Annotated in this window: 20 protein-coding genes; 11 read left to right on the top strand and 9 right to left on the bottom strand. The window is 58.3% G+C overall.

From position 1 onward, the window contains the following. Positions 1-12 precede the first annotated feature (12 nt). From ACL2XP_RS26570 to phoU, 11 genes are all read left to right on the top strand, one after another. Positions 13-435 (top strand): F0F1 ATP synthase subunit epsilon, encoded by a 423-nt coding sequence (locus ACL2XP_RS26570; protein WP_413736419.1) that lies wholly within the window; start codon positions 13-15, stop codon positions 433-435. Positions 436-775: 340 nt separating this feature from the next. Beyond that, complete coding sequence (gene glmU, locus ACL2XP_RS26565; protein ID WP_413736418.1) at positions 776-2,161, top strand: bifunctional UDP-N-acetylglucosamine diphosphorylase/glucosamine-1-phosphate N-acetyltransferase GlmU; 1,386 nt, start codon at positions 776-778, stop codon at positions 2,159-2,161. 191 nt (positions 2,162-2,352) lie between these two features. Next, positions 2,353-4,185 carry a glutamine--fructose-6-phosphate transaminase (isomerizing) gene (gene glmS / locus ACL2XP_RS26560; RefSeq protein WP_413736417.1) on the top strand — a complete coding sequence of 611 codons (1,833 nt, stop codon included), beginning with the start codon at positions 2,353-2,355 and terminating at the stop codon, positions 4,183-4,185. Positions 4,186-4,362: 177 nt separating this feature from the next. Further along, on the top strand, positions 4,363-4,722 hold the full coding sequence (locus ACL2XP_RS26555; protein ID WP_413736416.1) for a YidH family protein: 360 nt from the start codon (positions 4,363-4,365) through the stop codon (positions 4,720-4,722). 7 nt (positions 4,723-4,729) lie between these two features. Beyond that, positions 4,730-5,065 (top strand): DUF202 domain-containing protein, encoded by a 336-nt coding sequence (locus tag ACL2XP_RS26550; protein WP_413736415.1) that lies wholly within the window; start codon positions 4,730-4,732, stop codon positions 5,063-5,065. A gap of 53 nt (positions 5,066-5,118) precedes the next feature. Beyond that, positions 5,119-6,342 carry an anaerobic sulfatase maturase gene (locus ACL2XP_RS26545; protein ID WP_413736414.1) on the top strand — a complete coding sequence of 408 codons (1,224 nt, stop codon included), beginning with the start codon at positions 5,119-5,121 and terminating at the stop codon, positions 6,340-6,342. A gap of 148 nt (positions 6,343-6,490) precedes the next feature. Next, positions 6,491-7,531 (top strand): phosphate ABC transporter substrate-binding protein PstS, encoded by a 1,041-nt coding sequence (pstS, locus tag ACL2XP_RS26540; protein ID WP_413736413.1) that lies wholly within the window; start codon positions 6,491-6,493, stop codon positions 7,529-7,531. A gap of 68 nt (positions 7,532-7,599) precedes the next feature. Further along, complete coding sequence (gene pstC, locus ACL2XP_RS26535; protein ID WP_413736412.1) at positions 7,600-8,559, top strand: phosphate ABC transporter permease PstC; 960 nt, start codon at positions 7,600-7,602, stop codon at positions 8,557-8,559. Then, positions 8,559-9,452 (top strand): phosphate ABC transporter permease PstA, encoded by an 894-nt coding sequence (pstA, locus tag ACL2XP_RS26530; protein WP_413736411.1) that lies wholly within the window; start codon positions 8,559-8,561, stop codon positions 9,450-9,452. Before pstC ends, pstA begins: the two co-directional genes overlap by 1 nt. Before the next feature lie 44 nt (positions 9,453-9,496). Continuing rightward, entirely contained in the window at positions 9,497-10,273 is a 777-nt protein-coding gene (gene pstB, locus ACL2XP_RS26525) for a phosphate ABC transporter ATP-binding protein PstB (RefSeq protein ID WP_413736410.1), read from the top strand. Positions 10,274-10,287: 14 nt separating this feature from the next. After that, positions 10,288-11,046 carry a phosphate signaling complex protein PhoU gene (gene phoU, locus ACL2XP_RS26520; protein ID WP_413736409.1) on the top strand — a complete coding sequence of 253 codons (759 nt, stop codon included), beginning with the start codon at positions 10,288-10,290 and terminating at the stop codon, positions 11,044-11,046. 43 nt (positions 11,047-11,089) lie between these two features. Here phoU and yieH read toward each other — a convergent pair whose 3' ends face one another. The 9 genes from yieH to ACL2XP_RS26475 form a co-directional block, all read right to left on the bottom strand. Continuing rightward, on the bottom strand, positions 11,090-11,773 hold the full coding sequence (gene yieH, locus ACL2XP_RS26515) for a 6-phosphogluconate phosphatase (protein ID WP_413736408.1): 684 nt from the start codon (positions 11,771-11,773) through the stop codon (positions 11,090-11,092). Between the two features lie 74 nt (positions 11,774-11,847). Next, the gene (locus ACL2XP_RS26510; RefSeq protein WP_413736407.1) at positions 11,848-12,696 is read right to left on the bottom strand and encodes a UTRA domain-containing protein; all 849 of its coding nucleotides are present in this window, start codon (positions 12,694-12,696) and stop codon (positions 11,848-11,850) included. 87 nt (positions 12,697-12,783) lie between these two features. Further along, entirely contained in the window at positions 12,784-14,013 is a 1,230-nt protein-coding gene (locus tag ACL2XP_RS26505) for a beta-ketoacyl-ACP synthase (protein ID WP_413736406.1), read from the bottom strand. Continuing rightward, a complete protein-coding gene (locus ACL2XP_RS26500; RefSeq protein WP_413736405.1) occupies positions 14,010-14,741 on the bottom strand; it encodes a 3-ketoacyl-ACP reductase FabG2 in 732 nt (243 codons plus the stop codon). Before ACL2XP_RS26500 ends, ACL2XP_RS26505 begins: the two co-directional genes overlap by 4 nt. Positions 14,742-14,745: 4 nt before the next feature. Next, complete coding sequence (locus tag ACL2XP_RS26495; protein ID WP_413736404.1) at positions 14,746-15,243, bottom strand: 3-hydroxy-fatty acyl-ACP dehydratase; 498 nt, start codon at positions 15,241-15,243, stop codon at positions 14,746-14,748. Then, the gene (locus tag ACL2XP_RS26490; protein ID WP_413736403.1) at positions 15,236-16,408 is read right to left on the bottom strand and encodes a beta-ketoacyl-[acyl-carrier-protein] synthase family protein; all 1,173 of its coding nucleotides are present in this window, start codon (positions 16,406-16,408) and stop codon (positions 15,236-15,238) included. The genes ACL2XP_RS26495 and ACL2XP_RS26490 overlap by 8 nt, the downstream gene beginning before the upstream one ends. Before the next feature lie 2 nt (positions 16,409-16,410). After that, positions 16,411-16,974: a DUF3261 domain-containing protein gene (locus ACL2XP_RS26485; protein ID WP_413736402.1), complete on the bottom strand. Its 564-nt coding sequence runs from the start codon at positions 16,972-16,974 to the stop codon at positions 16,411-16,413. Continuing rightward, the gene (locus tag ACL2XP_RS26480) at positions 16,971-19,292 is read right to left on the bottom strand and encodes an MMPL family transporter (protein ID WP_413736401.1); all 2,322 of its coding nucleotides are present in this window, start codon (positions 19,290-19,292) and stop codon (positions 16,971-16,973) included. The genes ACL2XP_RS26485 and ACL2XP_RS26480 overlap by 4 nt, the downstream gene beginning before the upstream one ends. Next, positions 19,264-19,875: a LolA family protein gene (locus ACL2XP_RS26475; protein ID WP_413739302.1), complete on the bottom strand. Its 612-nt coding sequence runs from the start codon at positions 19,873-19,875 to the stop codon at positions 19,264-19,266. Before ACL2XP_RS26475 ends, ACL2XP_RS26480 begins: the two co-directional genes overlap by 29 nt. Positions 19,876-19,909 lie beyond the last annotated feature (34 nt).

Below are 19,909 nucleotides of genomic sequence, written 5' to 3'. Positions count from 1 at the left end.
GAGGAGGGTGACATGGCTGCAAACACTTACCATCTGGATGTCGTCAGCGCGGAACAAAAAATGTTCTCCGGGCTGGTGGAAAAAATCCAGGTGACGGGGAGCGAAGGCGAACTGGGGATCTATCCCGGTCATGCCCCGCTGCTCACTGCCATTAAGCCCGGTATGGTGCGTATCGTCAAAGAGCATAACGAAGAAGAGTATATCTACCTGTCCGGGGGTATTCTTGAAGTGCAACCCAGCACCGTTACCGTTCTTGCCGATACCGCCATTCGTGGCCAAGATCTTGATGAAGCGAGAGCGATGGAATCCAAGCGTATGGCGGAAGAGCATATTAATAATTCACACGGCGATGTGGATTATGCTCAGGCCTCCGCTGAACTCTCCAGGGCTATCGCTAAATTGCGCGTCATTGAATTGACGAAAAAAGCAATGTAAGCAAGACATTACGTTCGAAAAGCCAGTCCCAGGGGGCTGGCTTTTTTATTGGCCGATCGTGCGTCCCGCCCCGGTAATTGATTGCCTAGATACCTTCTTATTTTCTCTTTTAAAATAAGTCTTCCCCCCGCCAGGCATTAAATTCGGTATTTTCCGAGCAGGTTGCTGCATATTCACCCTGAAAAGCCCGCTATTCTCTTAAGAAACCCTAATCGGGGTAGAATGGACGCCGCTTCGGGCGTTATGCTGGCATAACGTGTTTTTCGACCCAAAATATGTGGTAATCCCTTCTCTGAACGGGTTTACTTTCGACTATTGAATTTGATTCATCAGGATGGTTATGTCGAATCGATTGATGAGCGTAGTGATCCTTGCCGCCGGCAGGGGTACCCGCATGTATTCCGATCTGCCAAAGGTATTGCATCCCCTGGCGGGCAAACCGCTGGTACAGCATGTTATCGATACCGCCGCGTCATTGGGCGCCGCGCGCATCCATATGGTTTATGGCCATGGCGGCGACTTGCTCCAGCAACGTCTTAACGCCCCGGTTTCCGGCCTAAGCTGGGTATTGCAGGCCGAACAGCTGGGCACCGGCCATGCGATGCAGCAGGCCGCGCCCTTTTTTGCCGATGACGAAGATGTCCTGATGCTTTACGGCGACGTGCCGCTGATCTCCCCGGCCACCCTGGAGCGTTTGGTGGCGGCCAAGCCCGCCGGCGGCATCGGCCTGTTGACGGCGACCCTGGACGATCCCTCCGGTTACGGGCGTATCGTGCGTGAAAACGGCAGCGTGACCGGCATCGTCGAGCAAAAAGACGCCTCCGAGGCGCAGCGCCTGATTAAAGAAATCAATACCGGCATTCTGGTAGCCAACGGCGGCGATTTAAAACGCTGGTTAAGCCAATTGGATAATCATAATGCCCAGGGCGAGTATTATATTACCGATATTATCGCCTTGGCCTGGGAGGAAGGACGGCGCATCAATACCGTTAATCCAGACCGGTTCACCGAAGTGGAGGGGGTGAACAATCGCCTGCAATTGGCCAGCCTTGAGCGGGCCTATCAGCGGCAGCAGGCGGAAAGCCTGTTATTGGCCGGGGTTACGCTGCACGATCCGGCGCGTTTCGATCTGCGCGGCGAATTAACCCATGGCCGTGATGTCATCATCGATACCAACGTGATTATTGAAGGCCGGGTCTCGCTGGGTAATAACGTGGTTATCGGTACCGGCTGCGTGCTGAAGGACTGCGAGCTCGGCGACGGGGTGGTTATCAGCCCTTATACGGTTATCGACCGCGCCGTGCTGCACGCCGACGTTACCGTGGGGCCGTTTGCCCGCCTGCGGCCGGGGTCGGAACTGGCGCAGGGCGCCCATGTCGGTAATTTTGTCGAGATGAAACAGGCGCGGCTCGGCCGGGGATCAAAAGCCGGGCACCTGAGCTATCTGGGCGACGCGCAGATTGGCGCCGGCGTGAATATCGGCGCCGGCACCATTACCTGCAACTATGACGGCGCCAACAAGCATCAAACCATCATCGGCGATGATGTGTTTGTGGGTTCGGATACGCAATTGGTGGCACCGGTTACCGTGGGCAACGGCGCCACCCTTGGCGCGGGCACCACCGTGACGCGCAATGTCGGCGAAAACGAGCTGGTGCTCAGCCGGGTCAGGCAAACCCATATTACCGGCTGGCAACGGCCGGTAAAAAAAACCAAGACGAGTTAAGCCATATTATGGTTTTACGCGGGCGGGGCGGCGCCACTGCCCTGTTTTGTCAGCCATTTTCCCTGAGAGTGGCTGACAAAACATAATAATCCCCTGTTCTACAGGCTCGGGGAAACCGGTAACAACCGGTATCAGTCAGGTCAAAGACATCGAAACGGCTAACCAATGCCGTTCATTTAGGAATAACACTGATGTGTGGAATAGTAGGCGCGGTTGCGCAGCGTGATATTGCCGAAATCCTGTTAGAGGGATTACGCCGGCTTGAGTATCGTGGTTATGATTCCGCCGGGTTGGCGGTGGTGGATAACGAAGGCCATTTACAGCGCCTGCGCCGGGTAGGCAAGGTTAGCGCGCTGTCGCAGGCGGCGACGGAACATCCCCTGACCGGCGGCACGGGCATCGCCCATACCCGCTGGGCCACTCACGGCGAACCGTCGGAAATCAATGCCCATCCCCATGTTTCAGGCCATATCGTGGTGGTGCATAACGGCATTATCGAAAACCATGAGCCCCTGCGTAAGCTGCTGATCGAGCGCGGTTATCGTTTTGCATCCGAAACGGACACCGAAGTGATTGCGCATCTGGTGCATTGGGAACAAAACCAGGGCGGGGGCACGCTGGCCGAAGTCATCCGGCGCGTGATCCCGCAGCTGCGCGGCGCCTACGGCACGGTAATCATGGACAGCAGCGACCCCAGCGTCCTGGTGGCGGCGCGATCCGGCAGTCCGCTGGTCATCGGCCTGGGCGTGGGCGAAAACTTCCTGGCGTCCGATCAGCTGGCGTTACTGCCGGTTACCCGCCGGTTTATGTTTTTGGAAGAGGGGGACATCGCCGAAGTCACCCGGCGCACGGTGCGCGTCTGGGATACCCGCGGCAACCCGGTTGAACGGCCGGAAATCGAATCCCAGGTAAAATACGATGCCGGCGATAAGGGCCTGTATCGCCATTACATGCAAAAAGAGATCTTCGAGCAGCCCCAGGCGATTAAAAATACCCTGGAAGGCCGTTTCAAGCATGGCGAAATCACGCTGTCCGAACTGGGCGAAGGCAGCGATCGGCTGCTGTCCCAGGTGCAGCATGTGCAGATTATCGCCTGCGGCACGTCCTATCATTCGGCGATGGTGTCGCGCTACTGGTTCGAAGCCTTGGCCGGCGTGCCCTGCGACGTGGAGATCGCCTCCGAATTCCGCTATCGTAAATCCGCCGTGCGGCCGGGCAGCCTGCTGATTACCTTGTCGCAATCCGGTGAAACCGCCGATACCCTGGCGGCTCTGCGCCTGACCAAAACCTTGGGTTATCTTGGTTCGCTGGCTATTTGCAACGTCGCCGGTTCTTCGCTGGTGCGCGAATCCGATTTGGCGTTAATGACCCGCGCCGGGACGGAAATCGGCGTAGCGTCAACCAAAGCTTTTACCACCCAGTTAACGGTATTGTTGATGCTGGTGGCGCGCATCGGCCGCCTGCGGGGCATGGATGTGGCCATCGAGCAGCAAATCGTCCACGCCTTGCAGGCTTTGCCCGCACGCATCGAGCAGATGCTGGCGCTGGACAAGCCCATCGAGCAATTGGCGGAAGGGTTCTCGGATAAGCACCACGCTTTGTTCCTGGGCCGGGGCGATCTTTATCCTATCGCCATGGAAGGCGCGCTGAAGCTCAAAGAAATTTCCTATATTCATGCGGAAGCCTACGCCGCCGGCGAGCTGAAGCACGGCCCGCTGGCGCTGATTGACGCCGATATGCCGGTCATCGTTATTGCGCCCAATAACGAGCTGCTGGAAAAGCTGAAATCAAATATCGAAGAAGTGCGCGCGCGCGGCGGCCTGCTGTATGTCTTCGCCGAACAGGATGCCGGCTTTAGCGACAGCGAAAATATGAAGATTATTTCGCTGCCGCACGTGGAAGAGATCGTAGCGCCGATATTCTATACCGTACCGCTACAACTGCTGGCTTACCATATCGCGCTAATCAAAGGCACCGATGTGGACCAACCGCGTAACCTGGCCAAATCGGTTACCGTCGAGTAAAACCCTGGCCTGCGGAACCCCCATTCCGCAGGTGTTTTCCGCCGCGCTTTCCTTTCTTCCACAGTGACATCCGCTTAAGTCCGTCATGCTTGGGTATGATAACGATTAACATTAAATAATGTGCTTCATGGTAGCTTGGTAGACTATAGGGGACGCCTCCGTAACGGAAGGAACGCTATGTTTTTCAGAAACCAAGATTGGCAGCGCCAGGGGAAAAACCCCGATTACCGCTTTTCACTCGCCAATGAGCGGACTTTTTTAGCGTGGATTCGCACCGCGCTGGCTTTTTTAGCCGGGTCGATAGCCATCGATCAACTTACCCCCGACTTCGCCTCGCCGGCGATCCGGGTGATGTTGGCTATCCTGCTGGCGATGGGGGGCGCGGCGTTGGCCCTGGTGGCATTACGGCGCTGGGCTGATAACGAAAACGCCATGCGCCAGGACGCGCCGTTGCCTTACACCCGGCTGTTGGCGGCTATATCTCTTTTTATCGCGCTGATAGCATTTTTATTTATTATTTTTATCGCCGTCTATTGAGTAGGATATGGAACCCAGCAAGCCGGTGGCCATAAAGCGGGATAACGGGCTACAGCCCGAGCGCACCAGCCTGGCGTGGACCAGGACCCTATATGTGATTGTTCTCGATAGCCTGTTATTTTTACGCGTCGGCCTGACAAAACATCTGCCGCTCATTGTTGGCGCGGGGGTGGTTCTGCTGTGCCTGGCCGTCATGGTGGCGATCGGCAGAAAATATAGGGTGCTGGATCATATGAATGATTCCGCGGGCCTGGCGAACAGAAGTCGGGTCTTCGGGGCGGTTTCGTTAACGCTGCTGGCGGTGGCGGGTATGGTCTGTTTTTCAGTGATTTTTGCAGCCTGACCGGCTGACGGGAGCTAAGCCGCCGCTATGGCGAGAACGATGGAGAAGCGATCATGAAGCGCCCCTTTCATGTCATGGCGAAGCCGACCAGTTACCAATGCAATTTGAAGTGCGAGTATTGTTTTTATTTAGGCAAAAAAGATGCCGTGATCCCGCGGGGGAAAACCGTTTTAAAACATATGGCCGATGATGTTTTACAACAGTTTATTAAACAATATATCGCCGCCAGCGCCGGTAGCGACGTGCATTTTTCCTGGCAGGGCGGCGAGCCGACCCTGGCCGGCATCGATTTTTATGAAAAAGTGCTGCGCTTGCAGCAACGCTTCGCCGCGGGGAAGCGCATACATAACAGTATGCAAACCAATGGGGTATTGATCGATGAAAAATGGGCCCGTTTTCTCGCGGATAATCATTTTTTGCTGGGTATTTCGCTCGACGGACCCGCCAGGCTACACGATCTTTACCGCCAATCCGCCAGCGGGCGATCGGTGTTCGATAAGGTCATCAACGCGATACGGCTCTTCGAGCGCTATGGCATTGAATATAATGTGTTGACTGTGGTAAATCACGAAACCGCCCGCGCGCCCCTGGAAATTTATCATTTTATTACCCGGGAACTGGGTGCGCGTTTTGTGCAGTTTATTCCCGTCGTGGAGCAAACATTAGCCGGGCCGGCGCGGGGAGAACTGATTTTTCCCCGGGCGATGGGTGAAAAAACGCTGACGCCCTGGTCGGTCAGCGGCAAAGACTATGGCGCCTTTATCAATAGCATCTTTGATTACTGGGTCCGCCACGATGTGGGCAAGGTCTACGTGCAGTTATTTGATAACGCGCTGGCCGCCTGGAGCGGCGTGAAGCCCAGCCTGTGCGTCATGCAGCCTACCTGCGGACAAGCGCTGGTGGTGGAGCAAAACGGCGATATCTACAGCTGCGATCATTTTGTGTATCCCGAATACCGATTGGGGAACCTGCTGACCGGCGCTTTATCAACGATGGCCGCAAGCAAAAAACAGCAGCAATTCGGCCAGCAAAAAGCCAACGTATCCGCGCTTTGCCAGGCCTGCGAATATCGATTCGCCTGCCATGGCGGCTGCCCCAAACATCGCATCCAGCGCATAGACGGGCAGTGGCACAATCATTTATGCGCCGGCTACAAAGCTATTTTTTCCCATATCGCGCCCTATATGCACGCCATGGCCAGCGAACTGGCGCACCGCACGCTTCCGGCCGGCAGTATGGGCTATACTGGTTTTGCGGAGGGGAATCAGCATAATTAACGGGTTTTTTTCCATCCTTTTACGCCGTCATAAAACCGTCATATTACTGACATGTCGCTGTAACCTAATTGTCCTATTTTCCTTCCTGCAGCCTAGATAATTGAAGAAAGCGGCCTTGGGCCGAATTTAATATCCCACAGGAGGGATTATGAAACTGATGCATACCACCGTTGCCAGTGTTGTCGCAGCTACGTTCGCCCTGGCGAGTATTTCTTCGTTCGCTGCCGCAAGCCTGACCGGTGCCGGCGGCACATTCCCCGCCCCGGTATATGCTAAATGGGCCGATACCTATCAAAAAGAAACCGGCGTTAAAGTAAACTACCAGGGCATCGGCTCCTCGGGCGGCATAAAACAAATCATAGCCAACACCGTTGATTTCGGCGCGTCCGATGCTCCTTTAAGCGATGCAGACCTGAAAAAAGAAGGTTTATTTCAATTCCCCACCGTGATTGGCGGCGTGGTGCTGGCCATCAATGTCCCGGGCATTAAAAGCGGCGAGCTGACCCTGGATGGCCATACGCTGGGTGAAATCTACCTGGGAAACATTAAGAAATGGAACGACCCGGCCATAACCAAGCTTAATCCCGGCGTGAAGTTGCCCGACCAGAATATCGCGGTAGTGCGCCGCGCCGATGGTTCAGGCACCTCGTTTGTGTTCACCAGCTATCTGGCCAAAGTGAACCCGACCTGGAAAGAAAAAATCGGCGCCGGCTCTACGGTCAACTGGCCGGTGGGACTGGGCGGTAAAGGCAATGACGGCATCGCCGCGTTTGTCCAGCGTTTACCTGGCGCCATTGGTTATGTGGAATACGCGTACGCCAAGCAAAACAACCTGGCTTATACCAAGTTGATTTCCGCCGACGGCAAACCGGTTATGCCGACCCAGGCTAACTTCAGCGCCGCGGCCAAAGGCGTGAACTGGCAGGAATCTTTTGCTCAGGATTTAACCAATCAAAAGGGCGACAATGCCTGGCCGATCACCTCGACCACCTTCATTATGCTGCATACTAGCCAGACTAAACCCGAACAAGGCCGTGAAACCCTGAAGTTTTTTGACTGGGCTTACAACAAGGGCGCCGAGCAGGCCAATGCCCTTGATTATGCAACCTTGCCGCAAGACGTAGTCACTCAGATTCGCGCCGCCTGGAAGGCCAATATCAAAGACAGTAACGGTAAAGCTCTCTACTAAGTAAGCATGTGTGTTTCGTCCCTTCCCCGCGCGGGGAAGGGATTACGAACCAACTAAAAGAGTATCTTATGGCTGACAATAAGCCGGCACTGCATGCCCCCGGTAAACAAGGCGACCTGATATTCGGCACACTGGTCAGGCTGGCCGCGCTGATTACCTTATTGATGTTGGGCGGAATTATCGTTTCGCTGATTGTCGCTTCGTGGCCGAGCATTGAAAAATTCGGCTTCGCCTTTCTCTGGACCAAAGAATGGGATCCGCCCGGTGAAAAATTCGGCGCGCTGGTACCCATTTACGGCACCCTCGTCACCTCGTTTATCGCCCTGCTGATTGCCGTTCCTGTCAGTTTCGGCATTGCTTTGTTTCTTACCGAGCTGGCGCCTAATTGGTTAAAACGCCCGCTCGGCGTGGCCATTGAGCTGTTGGCCGCCATTCCCAGCATCGTTTACGGTATGTGGGGCCTGTTTGTCTTCGCGCCGCTGTTCGCGCAGTATTTCCAGCAGCCGCTGGGCGATGTGATGTCGACCATTCCCTTTATCGGCGTATTGTTTTCAGGGCCGGCATTCGGTATCGGTATTCTGGCTGCCGGTATTATCCTGGCGATAATGATTATTCCTTATATCGCCGCCGTTATGCGCGACGTCTTTGAACAAACGCCGGTGCTGATGAAAGAGTCAGCCTACGGCATCGGTTGCACTACCTGGGAAGTTATCTGGCGCGTGGTGCTGCCCTTCACGAAAAACGGCGTTATCGGCGGTATAATGCTGGGCTTGGGCCGCGCGCTGGGCGAAACCATGGCGGTAACCTTTATTATCGGCAATACCAATCAGCTGGACAGCATTTCGTTGTTTATGCCCGGCAACAGCATCACTTCGGCGCTGGCCAACGAGTTCGCCGAAGCGCAGGCGGGGCTGCATACCGCCGCGCTGATGGAGCTGGGGCTGATTCTGTTTGTGATTACCTTTGTGGTGCTGGCCTGTTCCAAATTAATGATTATGCGCCTGGCTAAAAATGAGGGGGCCAAATAATGGCGACCGTTGAACATCATTTGTCCCATAGCGCCCCGCAAATGGAAGCCAAACGTAAAAGGCAGGCCTGGCGCCGGCAAAAAAACCGCCTGGCGCTGTTTTTATCCATGGCGACCATGGTGTTTGGCTTGTTTTGGCTGTGCTGGATTTTGCTGACTACGGTAAGCCGGGGCTTTGACGGCATGTCGCTGGCCTTGTTCACGGAAATGACGCCGCCGCCCAACACCGCCGGCGGCGGGTTGGCGAACGCCATGGCCGGCAGCGGGTTGCTGATTCTCTGGGCCACCATAGGCGGCACGCCACTGGGCATTATGGCGGGCATCTATCTGGCGGAATATGGCCGTAAATCCTGGCTGGCGGAAGTGATTCGTTTCATTAACGATATTTTGCTTTCCGCGCCTTCCATCGTGATCGGGCTGTTTGTTTATACCCTGGTAGTGGCGAAGATGGAGCATTTCTCCGGTTGGGCCGGAGTGATAGCGCTGGCATTGCTACAGGTGCCGATTGTTATCCGCACCACGGAAAATATGATGCGGCTGGTGCCCGATACGCTGCGCGAAGCGGCCTATGCGCTGGGCACGCCTAAATGGAAGATGATTTCGGCTATTACGCTTAAGGCCTCGGTTTCCGGCATTATTACCGGCGTATTGCTGGCCGTGGCCCGGATCGCGGGTGAAACCGCGCCGCTGCTGTTTACCTCGCTCTCCAACCAGTTCTGGAGTACCGATTTAATGCAGCCCATCGCCAATCTTCCGGTCACCATATTTAAGTTCGCCATGAGTCCGTTCGCGGAATGGCAACAGCTGGCTTGGGCCGGGGTCTTGTTGATCACCCTGTGCGTGCTGTTATTAAATATTATCGCCCGGATTATTTTTGCCAAAAAAACTTATTAAGCATCAGACGCCGACGCGTCTTTGATTGAAAGAGAGAGTGTTGCATGAGCACGATCAACAACGCCACCGACAGCAAAGTACAGGTTCGCGATCTGAATTTTTATTATGGAAAATTCCACGCGCTGAAAAATATCAGCCTCGATATTGCCCGTAACCAGGTGACGGCGTTTATCGGTCCGTCCGGCTGCGGCAAGTCCACGCTATTGCGTACCTTTAACAAGATGTACCAGCTTTACCCCGAACAGCGCGCGGAGGGTGAAATTCTGCTTGATGGCGAAAATATCCTGACCGATAAGCGCGATGTGTCGTTGCTGCGCGCCCGGGTCGGCATGGTTTTCCAAAAGCCGACCCCCTTTCCGATGTCGATTTTCGACAATATCGCTTTTGGCGTACGGCTGTTTGAAAAACTTTCGCGCAGCGAAATGGAAGAGCGGGTGCAGTGGTCGTTAACCAAGGCGGCGTTGTGGAACGAAACCAAGGATAAGCTCAACCAAAGCGGTTATAGCCTCTCCGGCGGCCAGCAGCAGCGGTTATGCATCGCGCGAGGTATCGCCATTCGCCCGGATGTGCTGCTGCTGGACGAACCTTGCTCCGCGCTGGACCCTATCTCCACCGGGCGCATCGAAGAGCTGATTTCAGAATTAAAAACGGATTATACCGTAGTGATTGTCACGCATAATATGCAGCAGGCGGCGCGTTGTTCCGATCACACGGCATTTATGTATCTCGGTGAGCTTATTGAATTTAGCGATACGGATAGCATTTTTACCGCACCGAAAAATAAGCAAACCGAAGATTATATTACTGGCCGCTATGGTTAATAACGGGATATATCATGGAAAATCTTAACCTCAATAAGCATATCTCCGGCCAGTTTAATGCCGAACTGGAACACATCCGCACCCAAGTGATGGCCATGGGGGGACTGGTGGAGCAACAACTTACCGATGCCATCAGCGCCATGCATAGCCAGGATGAAGAACTGGCTAAACGGGTGGTGGCCGGCGACGCCAAAGTGAATGCGATGGAAGTGGCCATCGATGAGGCCTGCGTGCGGATTATCGCCAAGCGCCAGCCCACCGCCAGCGATTTACGCCTGGTGATATCGATCATCAAAACCATCTCCGAGCTGGAGCGCATCGGCGACGGCGCCGATAAGATTTGCCGCACCGCGCTGGAAAAATACTCCCAGCAGCATTTACAGATGCTGGTCAGCCTGGAAACGCTGGGCCGCCACACGGTGCAAATGCTGCATGACGTGCTGGATGCGTTTGCGCGCATGGATCTGGACGAAGCGATCCGGATTTACCGGGAAGACAAAAAAGTCGATCAGGAGTATGAGGGCATCGTACGCCAGCTGATGACCTATATGATGGAAGATCCGCGCACGATTCCCAGCGTGCTCACCGCGCTGTTCTGCGCGCGTTCCATCGAGCGGATCGGCGACCGGTGCCAGAATATTTGCGAATATATCTTTTACTTCGTCAAAGGCCAGGATTTCCGCCACGTGGGCGGCGATGCCCTGGAAACCCTGCTGACGGGTAAAGATACCGTGGTCGAGGTGACGCCCCCGGCGGATACGCCGAAGGAATAAAAAAATAATTTAGCGAGCCAGGCTAGCGGGTAATCATACCCGATCACAACAACCCGCCCGCTGAGCGGGTCAGCGCCCAGCCGCGCTCGCGCCACAGCGCCGGCAACTGGGCCATGTGGTTGAAGCGGGTTACCAGCGGGTGCTCGATGGGCGGGTTATGCGGATCGGCGCAGTAGTAAAATACCGGAATGCCGGCGGCAATGCCCGCCTGGGCGCCGGCGGCGGAATCCTCCACCAAAATGCACTGCTCCACCGGCACCTGCAATTGGCCGACGGCATGGTAAATAACCGCCGGGTCGGGTTTCCAGCGCTGTACGTCATACGCGCTAAACAGATGGTCCTGGAAAAAAGGCAGCAGTTCCGCCAGGCCAAGTGAATGCTGCATTTTGCTGACCGGGCCGTTGGAAACCACTCCCATCGGCACGGCAATTTGTTGCAGCAGTTCGCGCACGCCATTGATGGGCACCAGGCGTTCATCAAACAGACGGGCCACCTCGGCGCGGTACTCGGCCTCCAGCGTCTCCACCTGCTGGCGCAGGCCATGCTCGGCTCTCATGCGATCGATGATTTCATAGAGCTTGATCCCCTTGAATTCCCGGACGGCTTGCTCCAGCGTCAGCGGGATGCCGTATCTGCCGAACACAATCACATAGGCCTCGCAGCACAGAATCTCGCTGTCCACCAGCGTGCCGTCGCAGTCGAACAAAATGCATGAAATAGACGTCATCGAACCTAATCCTTATTCAGCCGAAAATACCTGTTGATAGAGTAACGCAACGGGGGAGAGACGATCGCTTAAAACTAGCCTGACCGATATTCGCCGCGGCTTTGTACCGACATGCTCACGGGACTGGCGCCAAACCGCACCACGAAGCGATGGCGCTCGCCGGGATAGATTAAGCGGACAAAGGTAATCAGATCGCCGGCCAGCCAGGTGCGGCGCGCAATGGAGATGCAGGCGGTGCCCGCGGCGATCCGTAGCTGGTTTGACAGCTCTTCGTCGGCGGAGATGGCGCGCAGCGAGTGCTCGCCCTCGGTCCAGGGCACCCGGCCCAGCAGCCACCCCCCCGGCGGCACGTCGGTAAAGGTTTCATCGGCCACTTCCGGCACCACGCTCAAATTGATTTGGCGCGTCTCCAGGGCAAACGGCAGGTTGTCCGCATAGTGCATAACCTCGACGCACAGCATGCGGGCGTTCAGCGGCACGCCGATATGCTCGGCCTCGATGCTGTCCTCAAGATGGCGAATCTCGCGGTGTAAAATGGCGAAACTGTAAATGCGATCGGTGGCCAGGACTTCGGCGCGGATATCCTGCAGGGCCACCAAAGGCTCATCAACGCGGGGTGAAGCGACAAACGAACCGCTGCGGCGTTTGCGTATGATAAACCCGGCGCTGACCAGGGAGGAGATAGCTTTGTTCACCGTCATGCGCGAACATTTGTAGATCTCCATCAGCGCGATTTCAGTGGGTACCCGGTCGCCCGGTTTCCATTCGCCGCTTTGAATGCGGTTTTTGATATCGCGCTGGATTTCCAGGTGAATCGGCAGGTTTTTTTGCTCCTGCGCGCCGTTTTTTTTGCCGGTGGCTTGCGAAGGACGTTTTTCAGCCGGCGGCCTTTTGGATGACGGCCCGGTAAGGGAACTATTCATAATCTTGGTCTTATCCGCGACAACTGGGGGCGCAATACGCTGGCGGTATTGTATGTTTTTTAGCGTGGAAATACCTAGATCTCATTTTTATGCCCAGCGTTTGATTACCAGCGAAGTATTGATACCGCCGAAAGCGAAGTTGTTGGATTGAAGATATTCAGTGTCGATTAGCCGTATTCCACCCATGATATAGTCCAAATCGCCGCAGTTCGGATCGGGATGGCGCAGGTTGAGCGTGGGGGCGAACCAGCCCTCGCGCATCATCTCCAGACTCATCCAGGCTTCCAGCGCGCCGCAGGCGCCAAGCGTATGGCCGAAATAGCTTTTCAGGGATGAGATGGGGGTGCGGTTGCCGAACAGGGCGGCGGTGGCCTGGCTTTCGGCAATGTCCCCCCGCTCGGTGGCGGTGCCGTGCGCGCTGATATAACCGATATCGCTGGCGGCCAAGCCGGCGTTTTGCAGGGCTTTGGCCATGCAGATCTGCATGGTGGATTGCTGCGGCTGGGTGATATGGCTGGCATCGCAGTTAGTGGCAAACCCCACCACTTCCCCGTAAATCGTCGCCCCTCTCGCCCGGGCATAATCCAGTTCTTCCAGCACCACCGTCCCCGCGCCTTCGCCTATCACCAAACCATCGCGATCCCGGTCAAAGGGCGCCGGGGTAAGCTTGGGCGTATCGTTGAGCTGGCTGGTGGCAAACAGCGTATCGAAGGCCGCCGCTTCTGAAGGGCACAGCTCTTCGGCGCCGCCGGCCACCATTACGGTCTGGTAGCCGTGTTTTATCGCCTCAAAGGCGTATCCGATGGCCTGGCTGCCGGATGTACAGGCGCTGGAGGTGGGGATGACCCGGCCCCTGAGGCCGAAAAACAGCCCGGCATTAACCGCCGCGGTATGGGGCATCATCTGCACATACGTGGTGCCGGTGATGTTGTTGGTATGTTTTTCCGTCAGCATCGTGGCGAAGTCGCTGATAGGTTTGGTGCTGCCGGTGGACGACCCGTAAGCGATGCCGGTTTCGCCGCCGGTAAGAATAAGATCGCCGAGCAATCCCGCCTGTTCCAGCGCCAGTTCGCAGGCCCGGGTGGCCAATAGCGATACCCGGCCCATGGAACGAATGCGTTTGCGGGTGTAATGCTCCGGCAGCTCAAATGACGGCAGCGGGGCGGCCAGCAGGGTGTTGAGGCCGTCAAATTCGCGCCATTGCGGCATGCCGACCACCGCATTTTCACCACGGCGCAGGCCCGTCGACACGTCCTGCCAATTTTCGCCCAGGGCGGTAACGCCGCCCATACCGGTGATGACGACGCGACGGTTCATAACATCCCCCCGTTGATGGAAATGACCTGGCGGGTGACGTAGCCGGCGATATCCGACATGAGATAGCCGGCCAGGCCGGCCACTTCGTCCGCCTGGCCCATGCGTTGCATGGGGATTAGGCCCATGGCCTGGGTTAACGCGCGCTCTTCCATCTCGATCATGCCGGTGTCAATCAATCCAGGGGCGATACAATTGACGGTAATATCGCGTTTCGCCAGTTCGACCGCCAGCGCCTTGGTGGCGCCGATAATGCCCGCTTTGGCCGCGCTGTAATTCACCTGGCCCCGGTTGCCGGTCAGGCCGGATACCGACGAAAGCGTGATAATCCGGCCGCCGCGGCGCAGGCCGATCATCGGCATGACGCAGGGATGCAGGACATTATAAAAGCTGTCGAGGTTGGTGCGCAGCACGCTATCCCAATCCTCTTCGCTGAGCGCCGGGAAGGCGCCGTCGCGGGTAATGCCGGCATTGCTCACTACGCCGTAATAGGCGCCGTGCCGGTCGATATCGGCCGTTAAGGTTTCCCGGCAGGCCTGGCGATTGGCGGCGTCAAAGGCCAGCAGCCGGCCCTGTCCGCCCTGCGCGTTGATCAGTTGCAGCGTTTGCCCGGCCCCGGCATCGTCGCGATGGTAGTGAACGATGATCTCAAAACCGTCCCGCGCCAGCCGGCAAGCGATGGCCCGTCCGATTCCTTTGCTGGCCCCTGTCACCAATACCGAGCGTGTCATAAGGTTAATCCTTTAATAATGTGTTGATTTCTTGGTCGCTGGACTGGTAGGTGGTCAGCCGCCCGGTGGCGACGGTTTCCCCGGCCCGGCAAATCACGCAGTCAAAGCTGCCGATATGTTGATCTTGCAGCAGCAAGGTAACGCTGATGTCCAGTTCGCTGCCGGCGCTAAATACCGGCTGCGCGCAGTTTAATGCCCTGGCCCCCAGCAGCAGGCCGGTACGCGGGGGATCTCCCCGCTGGCGGCCGTGCCATCCCGACCAGACGCCGACGGTCTGCGCCATCATCTCCAGCGCATACCAGCCGGGCAGATCGCCCTCGCTATTGAGAAATGGCCGCAGCGCGCCGCCATCATCGACGGTTACGCGGCAGCGCGCATAATCGGCGCCGATGGCGCACACCCGATCGAGCAGCACCATCGGCGCGTCGTGCGGCAGATAGTACGCGGCGGCCATAATATCCGCCGTCGCGGTTAATCGGCGCTGGCCAGGCGAGTCAGTCATGATTGTCTCCCAGGATCAGGCAGGTATTATTGCCGCCAAAAGCAAATGAGTTGGACATAATCAGCCGCCGATCCAGACGCCCGGGCGCGATCAGCAGGCCGCAATCCGCCAGGGCGGGATCGAGGGTGGCGTCGCTGAAGTCCTGCGGCGGCAGCGGCAGATCCCGGGTCAGGCATAACCAGCCGAGCGCCGCTTCTATCGCCCCGGCGGCGCCCAGGGTATGGCCGGTCAGATGCTTGGTGGAACTGCACGGCGCCCGATTGCCGAACAGGCGGTTAATCACCCGCGCTTCTATTTCATCATTAAGCCGGGTGGCGGTACCGTGCAGATTAATATAACCGATATCGGCCGCCTCCACCCTCGCATCCGCCAGGGCCATTTCGATGGCGCGGATCGCGCCGGCGCCTTCGGGGTGAGGAGCCGACATATGCCAGGCATCGGACGATTCGCCCACGCCCCGCAGGGCGACGCCCCCCGCCTCCCGGGTCAGCAACAGCAGGGCCGCGCCTTCGCCGATGCTGATGCCGTCGCGTTCGGCGCTGAAAGGGCGGCAGCGCTTGGCGGATAGGGATTCCAGGCTGTCGAAACCATTGATCGGCATTCGGCTCAGGCTGTCGGCGCCGCCGACAATCGCCGCATCCGCCAGGCCGGTTTCAATCAGCCGGCGCCCGCTGATAATCGCCCGCGCGCTGGAAGAGCAAGCCGTGGACAGGGTATAGGCCGGCCCGTCCAGCGCCAGAAAGGCGCTGAGAAAACGCGCCGGGTCCCCCAGTTCCTGCATTTGATAATAATACCCGCGCGCAGGCAGCCCTTGCGCCGATGCGGTGACCATCCGGTCGCTTTCATCCAGGCCGGAGGTACTGGTACCCAGCACCACCGCCACCCGATCCGCGCCATAGGCGGCTATGGCGCGCTCCACCGGTTCGCGAATCTGCGCCAGCGCGCCCAGCAGCAGGCGGTTATTGCGGCTGTCGTGGCGCTTTAGCGCCTCCGGAACCGCGGGCAGATCGGCGGTCACTTCACCCAGCCAGCAGGGGCGCTGGCCCAGCAGGAAGCTATGGTTAAGCTTCATGCCCGGCGCCTGGCCCCGGGCCAGGTTAACGGCAATCTCCGCCATATCCCGGCCCAGCGCATTGAGCATACCCACTGCGGAAATAGCGATCATGGTTAGCCGTCCAGGTGCTGTATAACAATCTGATAATGAAAGACCTGATTGCCCAGGCCGATCGGCTGGCGCCTGCCCGCCACGTCGCCATAGCTGATCTCGGTGACGATATTGCCGTCTGGGTCGGACAACCGGCGCCGATCGTTATGATCCACCAAAGACCACCCCTGCGGCAATACCGCCCGCCATGCCTCCACCGGCCAATAACTCAGCATGATATCCGCCAGCACCTGGCCGGCCGGCGGCAACTGCGGCAGCGCCATCGCTTGTTCGGTATGAATCCCCTGCCGGTCATAGGTGACGGTAAACAGGCGGATGCCGAGGGAGGATAATCCGACCAGGGTCAGCCGCTGCCCGTCGGCATTAAGCAGCACCAGTAGGGATTGCTGCCGGCCTTGCACCGTCGCGGTCAGTAATTGTTGCTCGCTTATGGCCGGGTCGATTCCCGGCGCGGGCAGTTGGACGGAAACGCCGGGTTTTAGCCAGGCAGACGGCGTTTTGTGCCCTCCGGCGCAGGCGGTAAGCAATATCGCCAGCAGTAAAGGCCACAGACGTAAAGCGTTCATGGGTAGTTCTCCCGCGCCCGTGGCAATGCCAGCGGCGATAAAATATAGGCGGTAAAAATACCGCTGCACAACACGATGCCGAAGCTGCTGATAGCCTGCGTATGGCTGAACACCAGCATGCCGAGCGTCAGCGACGTGGTCATCACCGCCAGGGTGATGGCCAGCATCGAGGTAGCGGGCGTGCCGCGCGGATTGGCGAAAAACAGCTGGTAGTTGATGCCGATGCCCAGCACCAGCACCAGCGCCAGCATGGAAAACAGGTTCAGCGCATGGCCGCTCCAGGCCAGCACCGACAGGCCTGCGCCGAGGGATAGCACCGTGGGGATCAGGCTTAATAAACCTTGCCTCCACCCCTGGCGCAGGATAAAACTGAGCGCGATAACCGCCAGCGAGGCCAGCAGCAGCCAGCCGAGCTTATGCCGGTAGTCGGCGAACAGGCTATCGAAATCCGCTTTGCGATCGACCCAGGTGACGCCGGGTTGCGATAGCGCCAGATGCCGGAGGGCCGGACTATTGCTTACCCCGCTTACCGGGATCAGCACCGCGCTTTGCCCGTCCGGCAGCGTCAGCCATAATAAACGCCAGCCTTCGCTGGCCACGCTTTGCAGCCAGGCCGCCGGCGTCACCGGCATCGGGCCCAGATCGGGCGTTACGGTATCCACTCCGGCCTGCTTAAGCCGGGCCACCACCGCCGGCGCGGCCTGGGCTAGCAGGGCCAGATCCTGGTGCTGTCGCTGTTGCGAAGACAGCGGCGGCAAACGATATTGCCCCAGCCAGCCGTCGGCCTGCGCCTGGGCCAGGCGCGGCGCCAATTGCTCCATACGCCGCAGGGCCTGTTCCGCGCTGGCGCCGGTCACCACCAGCCATTTTTGATCCGAACCTTGTCCGGACAGCCGGGCGATTTGCTCTTCCTGCTGGCGGATCGCCCCCGGCAGGGCCTGTAGCTCGGCGATATCATCGCTCACCCGCAGTTGGAGCAGTCCTGATAGCGTAAACAGGGCGATGGCCAGCGGCAGCCCGATGCGCACCGTCCTGCGATGCCGCCAGGCGGACAGCCAGGCGCGAATCACCGGCAGCGCCGGGATGGGGCGAACCGGCAGACGCCGGGCCAGCAGCGGGTACCAGCAAATAACCGTCAGGCAGGCGGCGCTCAGGCCGGCGGCGGCGAATACCGCCAACTGGCGCAGGCCGGGGAAGGGGGCCAGCACCATAATGAGATAGGCCGCCACCGTGGTCGCCAGCGCCAACAGCAGCGCCGGCAAAACTTTGCGCAGGCTCTCCAGCGGACCGTTTTGCCGTCCGTGAATCAAACGTTCCGTCAGATAGTACAGCGTATAATCGGCGGAGATGCCCACAATACTGATACTCATCACCAGGGTCATCAAGTGCAGCTCGCCGAATAGCAGCAGGCAGGCCACGGTGCCCGCCAGCGCGCCGACGGCTACCGACAGGGCGCAGCATAGCAGCGGCAGCACCGAACGAAATACCAGGGCGACCAGCAGCAACACCCCGACCACCGTCGCCAGCCCCAGGGTGGAGATATCGTGCCTGGCTTGCTGGCTGGCATGATCGCTGTAAAACAGCGTGCCGCGCGCTAATATCCGGGTGCCGGGCCAGCGGGTTTCCAGCTGTTGGCGCAGCGCCGACAACTGTTCCGCCACTTGGTGTGATGAGCGCATCTCATAAGAAGATGCCGCCAGTTCGCCGTGCAGCAAATACCAGCCGCGGCCCTGCGCATCCCGGCTCATCAGCCAGCCGTTATCGAGCGTTAACTTGCCGGCGTTTTGCTGCAAGGCCAGCTGCGAGCCGCGCACCAATAGCAACGGGTCGTGCTGGAGTTCCCGGCCGCCGACCCCGGCGAATGCGGAGTAGAGCTGGGCGGTAATCCAATCCGCCTGGGCGCCGCCGCCCTGTTGCAGTCGCGCGCGGGTGGCCGCGTCAATCATGCCGTTACGGTGCTGAAAATAGAACTCGCCCCATTGCCGTTGTTCCTGCGCCGTCAACGCCCCTTTTACCGCGCCTATACCGGGCAGGGCGGCCGCCAGCCGCGCCCATTCGGCCACCGGTTGCAGCCCTTGCCCTTCGCCCGGACTTACCATCCAGACCAATTGACGGTCTAGACGCTGCATAAAACCGTCATAGATGGCCGGCGGCAACTGGCCCATGGCCTGCCGGGGCAGCAGCGCCAGCACGCTGCTGTTAATCTGGCTGCGCGGCAGCAACAGCGCCAGGGCGAGCAGCAACCCCAGGCAGACCACCAGCCAGGCCGCGGCGCAGCGCAGGTAAAACTTACTGAATAAAGCGTTGTTGTTCGTCATGGCTCAGGAGCTTGGGCTCGGTGCGCTGGTGGCTGAAAGTGATGGCGGTGCGATCGCCCTGTTTATCGTCCAGCCGGATATGCTCAAGATAAGTCCGGCCGGTCAGGGTGATGGCGGTAAACAGCTTATCCAGCGGCGCGGTTTTGGGGGTGAGCACCAGTTGCCAGTTATCCTGCCCCAGATCGGTAAAGCCGAGGGTAAAGTTTTGTTCCAGCACCGCGCGATCGGCCTGGAACAGGGCGCGCAGCAGGTGGTTAAAACGGAACATTTGCGGATTGCCGTCGGCGGTTATCACCTCCGGCGGCTGATTGCCGGTGATTTGCACCATGCGGCTGTCATTGAGGATCAGCGTCAGCAGAAACGGCTGCTGCTGTTGCCACCACAAGCCCTCCTGCCGGGCAATCAGCAGTTCGCCGGATGAGCGCAGCGGGCGGGAAATGCCGCTGATGGTGCGCTCCTGATCGAAATGCGCGCGCACCACCGGTTGCTGGGCAAAACGCTGTTGCAGCGCGTCCAGCGTTACGGCGCGGGCATCGGGAGCGGCGATCAACAGGGCGATTAACGCGCCCGCCGGCAGGCACATGGCCATAAGGGCGGGGCATATCGCGCTTGGCGAC

Origin of the sequence: Sodalis sp. RH21 (genome assembly GCF_047324175.1) — a bacterium.
GTDB lineage: Bacteria > Pseudomonadota > Gammaproteobacteria > Enterobacterales > Enterobacteriaceae > Acerihabitans.
This window is presented reverse-complemented; position numbering and strand designations above follow the sequence as displayed.

Bases quoted from the DNA above. Each gene is read 5' to 3' on its own strand.
- phoU (WP_413736409.1), top strand. From the start codon at position 10,288: ATGGAAAATCTTAACCTCAATAAGCATATCTCCGGCCAGTTTAATGCC.
- ACL2XP_RS26495 (WP_413736404.1), bottom strand. From the start codon at position 15,243: ATGACTGACTCGCCTGGCCAGCGCCGATTAACCGCGACGGCGGATATT.
- ACL2XP_RS26475 (WP_413739302.1), bottom strand. From the start codon at position 19,875: ATGTGCCTGCCGGCGGGCGCGTTAATCGCCCTGTTGATCGCCGCTCCC.
- ACL2XP_RS26485 (WP_413736402.1), bottom strand. From the start codon at position 16,974: ATGAACGCTTTACGTCTGTGGCCTTTACTGCTGGCGATATTGCTTACC.
- yieH (WP_413736408.1), bottom strand. From the start codon at position 11,773: ATGACGTCTATTTCATGCATTTTGTTCGACTGCGACGGCACGCTGGTG.
- ACL2XP_RS26510 (WP_413736407.1), bottom strand. From the start codon at position 12,696: ATGAATAGTTCCCTTACCGGGCCGTCATCCAAAAGGCCGCCGGCTGAA.
- ACL2XP_RS26500 (WP_413736405.1), bottom strand. From the start codon at position 14,741: ATGACACGCTCGGTATTGGTGACAGGGGCCAGCAAAGGAATCGGACGG.
- pstA (WP_413736411.1), top strand. From the start codon at position 8,559: ATGGCGACCGTTGAACATCATTTGTCCCATAGCGCCCCGCAAATGGAA.
- pstB (WP_413736410.1), top strand. From the start codon at position 9,497: ATGAGCACGATCAACAACGCCACCGACAGCAAAGTACAGGTTCGCGAT.
- pstC (WP_413736412.1), top strand. From the start codon at position 7,600: ATGGCTGACAATAAGCCGGCACTGCATGCCCCCGGTAAACAAGGCGAC.
- ACL2XP_RS26480 (WP_413736401.1), bottom strand. From the start codon at position 19,292: ATGACGAACAACAACGCTTTATTCAGTAAGTTTTACCTGCGCTGCGCC.
- ACL2XP_RS26505 (WP_413736406.1), bottom strand. From the start codon at position 14,013: ATGAACCGTCGCGTCGTCATCACCGGTATGGGCGGCGTTACCGCCCTG.
- ACL2XP_RS26545 (WP_413736414.1), top strand. From the start codon at position 5,119: ATGAAGCGCCCCTTTCATGTCATGGCGAAGCCGACCAGTTACCAATGC.
- pstS (WP_413736413.1), top strand. From the start codon at position 6,491: ATGAAACTGATGCATACCACCGTTGCCAGTGTTGTCGCAGCTACGTTC.
- glmU (WP_413736418.1), top strand. From the start codon at position 776: ATGTCGAATCGATTGATGAGCGTAGTGATCCTTGCCGCCGGCAGGGGT.
- ACL2XP_RS26555 (WP_413736416.1), top strand. From the start codon at position 4,363: ATGTTTTTCAGAAACCAAGATTGGCAGCGCCAGGGGAAAAACCCCGAT.
- ACL2XP_RS26550 (WP_413736415.1), top strand. From the start codon at position 4,730: ATGGAACCCAGCAAGCCGGTGGCCATAAAGCGGGATAACGGGCTACAG.
- ACL2XP_RS26570 (WP_413736419.1), top strand. From the start codon at position 13: ATGGCTGCAAACACTTACCATCTGGATGTCGTCAGCGCGGAACAAAAA.
- glmS (WP_413736417.1), top strand. From the start codon at position 2,353: ATGTGTGGAATAGTAGGCGCGGTTGCGCAGCGTGATATTGCCGAAATC.
- ACL2XP_RS26490 (WP_413736403.1), bottom strand. From the start codon at position 16,408: ATGATCGCTATTTCCGCAGTGGGTATGCTCAATGCGCTGGGCCGGGAT.